Origin of the sequence: Kitasatospora sp. NPDC093558, assembly GCF_040683475.1 — a bacterium.
GTDB lineage: Bacteria > Actinomycetota > Actinomycetes > Streptomycetales > Streptomycetaceae > Kitasatospora.
On sequence record NZ_JBFBDY010000374.1, the window covers coordinates 1 to 6,225 of the forward strand.

Below are 6,225 nucleotides of genomic sequence, written 5' to 3' on the forward strand. Positions count from 1 at the left end.
GGAGCGTCCGGCCGGCGCCGGGGACGGGCGGGGTTCACACGCCGGCGGGCTCCGGTCGGGGTGCCTCGTCGCGCTGTTCGGCGGCGGCTTCGCCGTCGCCGGGCGACAGGGTCTTCTCCAGCCGCTCGGGAAGTGCCCACCGGTACAGCGGGACGGCGCCGGCCGTGGTGATGACGGCGACCAGGACGAGCATGGAGAAGACCTCCTGGCTGATCATCCCCTGGGCGAGCCCGATGTTGATGAAGATGAGGATCATCAGCCCGCGGGCGTTCATCAGGCCGCCGACCGCCCAGGACTCGCGCCAGGAGAAGCCGGTGGCACGCATCGACAGGGCGCAGCCGAAGAACTTGCCGACGAAGCCGGCGGCGAGGATCAGCAGGAAGGGCAGGATCGTGACCCAGCCGCCGAGGCCGTTCAGCCGGGTGTTGAGCCCGGAGAAGGCGAAGAAGATCGGCACCAGGAGCACGCAGACGACGTCCATCATCCGGGCGTGCAGGGCCTGGCGGAAGGCGGGGTCGCGCGGCATGGCGAGGCCCGCGACGAAGCCGCCGAAGACCGAGTAGATGCCGATGTAGTCGGTGAACAGGCCGGAGGCGAGCACGATGGCGACGACGAGGTACATCTGGTCGAAGCCGAAGCGGCCGGTGCGCGCGACCTGACGGCCCAGCGGGCGCAGCAGCCTGGCGACGCCGCCGAGCATGACGGCGACGAAGACGGCGGTGAGCCCGATGGTGCGCAGGGCCTGGCCGGGGCCGGAGCCGGAGTGCAGGGCGGACAGGACGGCGAGGAAGCACCAGGCGGCGGCGTCGTCGATCGAGGCGCCGAGGAGGGTCATCCGGCCGATCCGGCTGTTCTCCAGTCGCCGCTCGTACAGGATGCGGGCGAGCATCGGGAAGGCGGTGATGGACAGGGCGCCGCCGATGAACAGCGCGAACTCGAAGGTGCCGATCCCGGGCCCGGCGAGGCGGTCGTGGAGCACCCAGGCGACCCCGGCGCCGAGCAGCAGGGAGGGCAGGATGCCGGAGACCGCGAGGACGGCGGCGTTCTTGGTGTCCTTCCCGCCCTTGCCCGAGCCGTGGTCCAGGCCGGCGCCGACGAGGAACATGAAGACGGTCAGGCCGATGGTGCTGAGGACGTACAGGACGGGCTTGACCTGCGGGGCGAAGACGGCCTCCTGAGCGGAGGGGAAGAGCGCGCCGAAGAAGGTCGGGCCGAGCAGGACGCCCGCGACCATCTCGCCGAGGACGCGCGGCTGCTTGGCCCACAGCGCCAGGCGTCCGCAGAGGGCGGAGGCGATGAGGATGACGACGATGGCGGGCAGGACGTGGAGGGTCAGGTCGAGGTTCTTGTCGGTGGTGCCCGCTGCTAGCAGGGCTGGTGGCTGCACGGTGGTTTCTCGCCCCCGGTGTGGTTTTTCAGGACTGTGTCGAGACGTACGACGTGGTGCCGGTGGTGCCGGTCGTGCCGGTGGTGTCGGTCGTGGCCGGGGCGCCGGTCGTGGCCGGGGTGCGCGGGCGGAGGCCGAGCACGGCGGGCCAGCGGGCGTCGTCGGGCGCGACGACGAGGGACTTGGCGTACCAGCTGTCGAAGAACGCGAGGACGAACATCGGCAGCAGCGTCCAGACGGCGACGCGTTCCAGTGGGGCGTTGCCGGTGAGCGCTCCGATGATGACCACGACGAACACGTTCGGGTAGGTCATGGCGACGTAGTCGTCCAGGGTCTGGACGTGCCGCCTGCGCTTGAGCAGCGACGCGATCAGCCGGAGCCCGACCGCGATGGCGGTGGCCGCCGGCGCGTAGGTCGGGAAGCCGGACAGGTCGAGATGGAGGGCGACCAGGACGACGAATCCGGTGAGCAGCAGGACGGCCACGTAGCCGTTGCGTTCGCCGAACTTGGCGGTGCGGATCGGCGAGCGCTGTCGCAGCTGCCGCACGAGGAGGTAGGCGGCGACGACGATGCCGGTGGAGGTGGCGGCGCTGATGGCGATGGCCGGGACGACGTGGTCGTGCAGGGTGAGCGCGAGCACGCCGGTGAAGGAGAACGTGGCGGCGATGGAGGAGAGCAGGACCTGCGCGAAGGTCGGCATGATCATCCCGCCGAGGCAGCGGCTGACCGTCATGGCGACCACCGAGCTCGGCGTGGCCAGGAAGACCGCGGCGAACACGGCGGTGCTGGTGCTCCCGGCTCCCCACCAGTGCAGGAGCGCGGCGAAGGCGAGCGGAAGGACGAGGTAGCGGACCGCGACCGAGCGCAGGATGCCCTTGTCGGTGACGAACCGGCGGGCGTTCTCCAGCTCGATCCGGCACATGGTGATGACGCTGGCCGCCACCAGGAGGAGCAGGAGCAGGTAGGGCGAGGCGTCGACGCGCAGCCCGGCGAGGTTGCCGAGGAGGCCGGCGGCCAGTCCGGCGCAGAAGACGACGGGGTGGTTGACGACGATCCAGTCGTAGACCATGTTCATGGTCTTGTTCTCGTTCTTGACGTACCCGTGGATCCGGTCGCCCTGGAGCATCTGGGAGTTGGGCAGCCGCAGGTCGTAGGACTCGTCGACGGGCCGGTCGAGGATGAACCGGCAGATGAGCTCGACGACGTACTTGTGCGAGACCACGCAGACCACCTCGCCGCGGCGCAGGGCGGGCAGGAGCTCCTGTTCGTAGAAGGCGTGGACGCGGGCGCGGAACTGCTCGAAGGTCTCGCCCCCGCGCATGGTGGGGCTGTCGCCGTTCATGGCGCGCTCGTACTCGGCGATGCCGTGGCGGCGCTGGAGGATGGACTTGCACTCCAGGGTGTAGCTGCCGAAGTCGCGTTCCATGAGGCGCTCGTCGACGACGGTCTCGGGGCCGTCCTCGCCCCGGTCGCCGAGGATGATTCCGGCGGTCTCGAAGGCGCGCGAGAGCGGGGAGACGTAGACGCGGTCGAAATGCCGGCCGCGGTGGTTGCCCGCGACCTTCTCGGCCTGCTCCCGGCCGAGGATGGTCAGGGGCGCGTCGCGGGAGCCGGCGATGCGGTGGACGGAGTTGCAGGTCGACTCGCCGTGCCGGACCATGAACAGCCGGCTGAGGAGCTCCTGTTCGGCCGGTGCCGCCATCAGGCGTCCTTCGCCGAGGTGAATGCGACCTGGTCGGCGTACTGCGAGCGCCAGTCGGCGAGGCGGGTGATGTCGCACAGGTTCTGCACGGCGTGGCGCTCCACGAGGACCGAGAGCATGGAGCCCAGGCGGCGGGCCTGGTCGGCGGTGGCGTCGAACTCGCGGACGATCGCGTCGCCGAACCGGGCCAGGTCGTCCTCCAGGATCCCGCGGTACTTGCGCCGCTCGTCCTTGTCGTACGCCTGCAGGTAGTTGAGGGCGTTGGGGTAGGCGGTCTCGCGGGCGAAGCCGAGAACCCGCTCGCGCAGCCGGGCGGTGTCGACCTCGCCGGTGGTGCTGCCGAGGTCGCCGACGAGCCAGTCGGTGCTGCGCACGAGGCAGTGGTGGACGCCGTCCGGGATGTTCACGAGTTCCCCGTCGCTGTCGTGCCTGAGCCGGCGAAGGACCTCCGTCGCGGTGTCGAAGCACTGGTTGCGCAGGGTGCCGATGCTGAAGACGAACGCGCCGAGCCGTCCGCGCCGGGTGGTCTCGTCACCCTGGCGCATCGGGCCGACGCCGAAGAGGCCCCGGGCCTCGGTGCCGGCGGCGGAAACAAGCTGGCCGTGCTCGCCGACCTCGATGCCGCGGTGGGTCTTGCCCTGCGGCCGGGCGTACTTGTGGCCGTGGACGAGGCCGTCCCACAGGGGGTGCTCGGCACGGTCGTAGTCGGTGTTGTTGCCGAGGCAGTTGACGACGCGGTCGACGAGGAGGTCGGGCTGGTCGGCGAAGACGACGCGGACCTTGGTGCCGCCCTCGGCGGGGCACATGTCGAGCAGGTGGCCGGGGTTGACGGTCACGGTCCTGGCCGCGCCGTTGAAGCCGCGCATGCGGTCGCGGACGACGCCGCCGATCTCCTGCACGGTGCTGGTGCGGTTGGTGACGATGAGGCTCTTGTACCGGTCGAGGAGCATCCGCACGTCCGCGGCGTCCATGCGGGAGACGAGCTCGATGACGTACGGCTCCCACGCCTTCATGACGCGCTCGGCGAAGACGCCCTCCGCGACCTCGCCGCCGTGGAGTTCGCGCAGGTGGGCGTACTCGGCGCGGACACCCTCGACGACGGTCTCCGGGGTGAGGTCCGCCGCGTCGAGGAACGGCGGGCGGCGGGCCTGCCAGATGTCGTGCTGGTGGTCGGTGGGGTAGGTGCCGTGCATGTGGCCGCCGCGCGAGCTGATGACGATCTGCCCGGTGTGGCCGGCGTTGACGAGGGAGACGACGGCGTCGAAGGCGGACAGCGCGGAGCCGGCGACCAGGACGGTCTCGTCGGGGGCGACCGACCGGAACTGCGCCTGGGCGCCCGGGGCGTAGGGGTCGGCGATGAACCGGTCGGAGTGCTTCAGCCGGTGGTAGAACGGCCGCTGCACGGGGGCGAGGTGGCCGGTGGCCAGGACGACGTAGTCGGCGTGCAGGGTGAGCACCTCGCCGTCCGCGCTGCCCGTGCGTCCCATGCCGTCCTTGCTTCCCATGCCGTCCGTGCTTCCCATGCCGTCCGCGCTGCCCGTGCTGCCCGTGCCGCCCGCTTCCGCGGTGACGTAGGTGACGGCGTACCCGTCGCCCTCGGCCCGCACGTCGATGGTGTCGCCCGCCAGCTCGGTGAGCGTGACGTCGTGGTGGGCGTCGGCGGCGGCGCGGCGCAGCCGCTCGGCCAGGTACTGGCGGAAGATCCGGCGGGGGACGACGCAGGAGATGCCGAACACGTGGTAGCGCCAGTTCTGCGGCCAACTCGACCGGTCGGCCTCATCGTTGGCCCACTCCAGGAAGTCCTCGGGGTGCTCGCGCCGCAGGGTGATGCGGCCGGCCTGGATGTTGAGCATGTGGTCCCAGGTCGTGGACGCCTCACCGAAGGCGATGCCGCCGTAGCGGTACCCCTCCTCGCGTTCGATCAGGCAGATCTCCACCGGGGAGTCGGCGTACTGGAGCAGACGGGTGGTGGTCAGGGTGCCGGAGAACCCGGCGCCGATCACGGCTATGCGCTTGCGGCCGCCCGGCGCGGCGGTGTGCTTCATCATCATCGTCAATTCCCCCTCGGTATGTGTCGGTTCGGCGCGTTCGCCGACGTGCTCGCCGACGTGCTCGCCGACGTGCTCGACGGCGTGCTGGTCGGCGTGCTCAGAGCCACTCGTGCGCGAAGCGCACGGCTAGGCCGCCCTTGATCGAGTTGTGGACGATGCAGCCCCGCTCGGCCTTCAGCAGCGGCTTGGTGAGCACGCCCTCCAGGGCGGCCGGGGCGGACACCGTCACCGTCAGCTCGGAGAACCGGGTCGGGGCGGGCACCAGCGCGCCGTCGACCCGCACCTGCACCCCGGAGGGGTCGGCGTCGGGGTCCGAGGCCTTCAGCGCCGCCAGGAACGTGCTCAGGTAGCAGCCGCCGAGGGCGAGCAGGAGGTACTCGCCGCCCATGGGGCCGGCGTCGGTGCCCTCCTTCTCCACCGGGCGGTCGACGGTGACGGAGTGGGTGCGGGCCTGGCCCTCCACCACGCTCCCGCCGACCGGGTGCAGGGTCACGCTGATGTCTGCCATGGCTTGCTGGGTTCCTTTCCGGCATGGCGTGCCGCCGGTGCTCGCGTCGTCGGCCGTGTCCTCGGTGAAGTCCTCGGTCGCGGCCCGCCGTTGCCCGGCGAAGATCGATTCCCAGCATCCGGATCCGCGGCCGGTCGGGAGCGGACCGTGGACGATCCTGGACGGCCCCGGGCCGGTGCCCGCCTGGCGAGAATCGGCTTGACAGGGCACGGCCGACCTTCGCTAACTTGGAACGTACGTTCCTGGATAGGTTCGGCGGGTGTCAGCGGGGGAGGGCGTCGGTGCTGCAGGAAGTGGACGCGGGCAGAGTTCGCACGATGGACGAGTTCGTCGCGGAGCTCAGGAGGTTGAAGACCTGGGCCGGGAACCCGTCCATCACGCAGATCACTCGGCGCGTGCATCTCGCGTGGCAGCGCGCCGGTCGTCCCCCGAGCGAATGGCCGGCGCGCTCGACCGTCGGCAACTGCTTCCAGCTCGGCCGCCGCCGGCCCAACGCGGACCTGCTGCTCGCCGTCGTGCACGCGCTGGTCGTCGGTGACGCCGCCGCGGTCTCCGCCTGGAGGCTGGCACTGCGCAC

Annotated in this window: 5 protein-coding genes; 1 reads left to right on the plus strand and 4 read right to left on the minus strand. The window is 71.0% G+C overall.

The genetic code is table 11. The annotated features are described in order from the left end of the window. Positions 1-34: 34 nt before the first annotated feature. The 4 genes from AB0O00_RS26685 to AB0O00_RS26700 all read right to left on the minus strand — a co-directional run bounded on the left by AB0O00_RS26685 (position 35) and on the right by AB0O00_RS26700 (position 5,648). Positions 35-1,387 (minus strand): cation:proton antiporter, encoded by a 1,353-nt coding sequence (locus AB0O00_RS26685; RefSeq protein ID WP_363655879.1) that lies wholly within the window; start codon positions 1,385-1,387, stop codon positions 35-37. A 28-nt stretch (positions 1,388-1,415) separates the two neighbouring features. Beyond that, on the minus strand, positions 1,416-3,089 hold the full coding sequence (locus tag AB0O00_RS26690; protein ID WP_363655881.1) for a histidine phosphatase family protein: 1,674 nt from the start codon (positions 3,087-3,089) through the stop codon (positions 1,416-1,418). Further along, the gene (locus tag AB0O00_RS26695; protein ID WP_363655886.1) at positions 3,089-5,140 is read right to left on the minus strand and encodes an FAD/NAD(P)-binding protein; all 2,052 of its coding nucleotides are present in this window, start codon (positions 5,138-5,140) and stop codon (positions 3,089-3,091) included. The genes AB0O00_RS26690 and AB0O00_RS26695 overlap by 1 nt, the downstream gene beginning before the upstream one ends. A gap of 97 nt (positions 5,141-5,237) precedes the next feature. Further along, entirely contained in the window at positions 5,238-5,648 is a 411-nt protein-coding gene (locus AB0O00_RS26700; protein ID WP_363655883.1) for an OsmC family protein, read from the minus strand. 281 nt (positions 5,649-5,929) lie between these two features. Between AB0O00_RS26700 and AB0O00_RS26705 the strand changes: the two genes are divergently transcribed. Continuing rightward, positions 5,930-6,225: hypothetical protein (locus AB0O00_RS26705; protein WP_363655885.1), on the plus strand; the 296-nt coding region annotated here is incomplete at its 3' end.

What these genes read in the sequence shown, in the direction of transcription:
- AB0O00_RS26690 (WP_363655881.1), bottom strand. Translation starts at nt 3,089, where the DNA reads ATGGCGGCACCGGCCGAACAGGAGCTCCTCAGCCGGCTGTTCATGGTC.
- AB0O00_RS26700 (WP_363655883.1), bottom strand. Translation starts at nt 5,648, where the DNA reads ATGGCAGACATCAGCGTGACCCTGCACCCGGTCGGCGGGAGCGTGGTG.
- AB0O00_RS26695 (WP_363655886.1), bottom strand. Translation starts at nt 5,140, where the DNA reads ATGATGATGAAGCACACCGCCGCGCCGGGCGGCCGCAAGCGCATAGCC.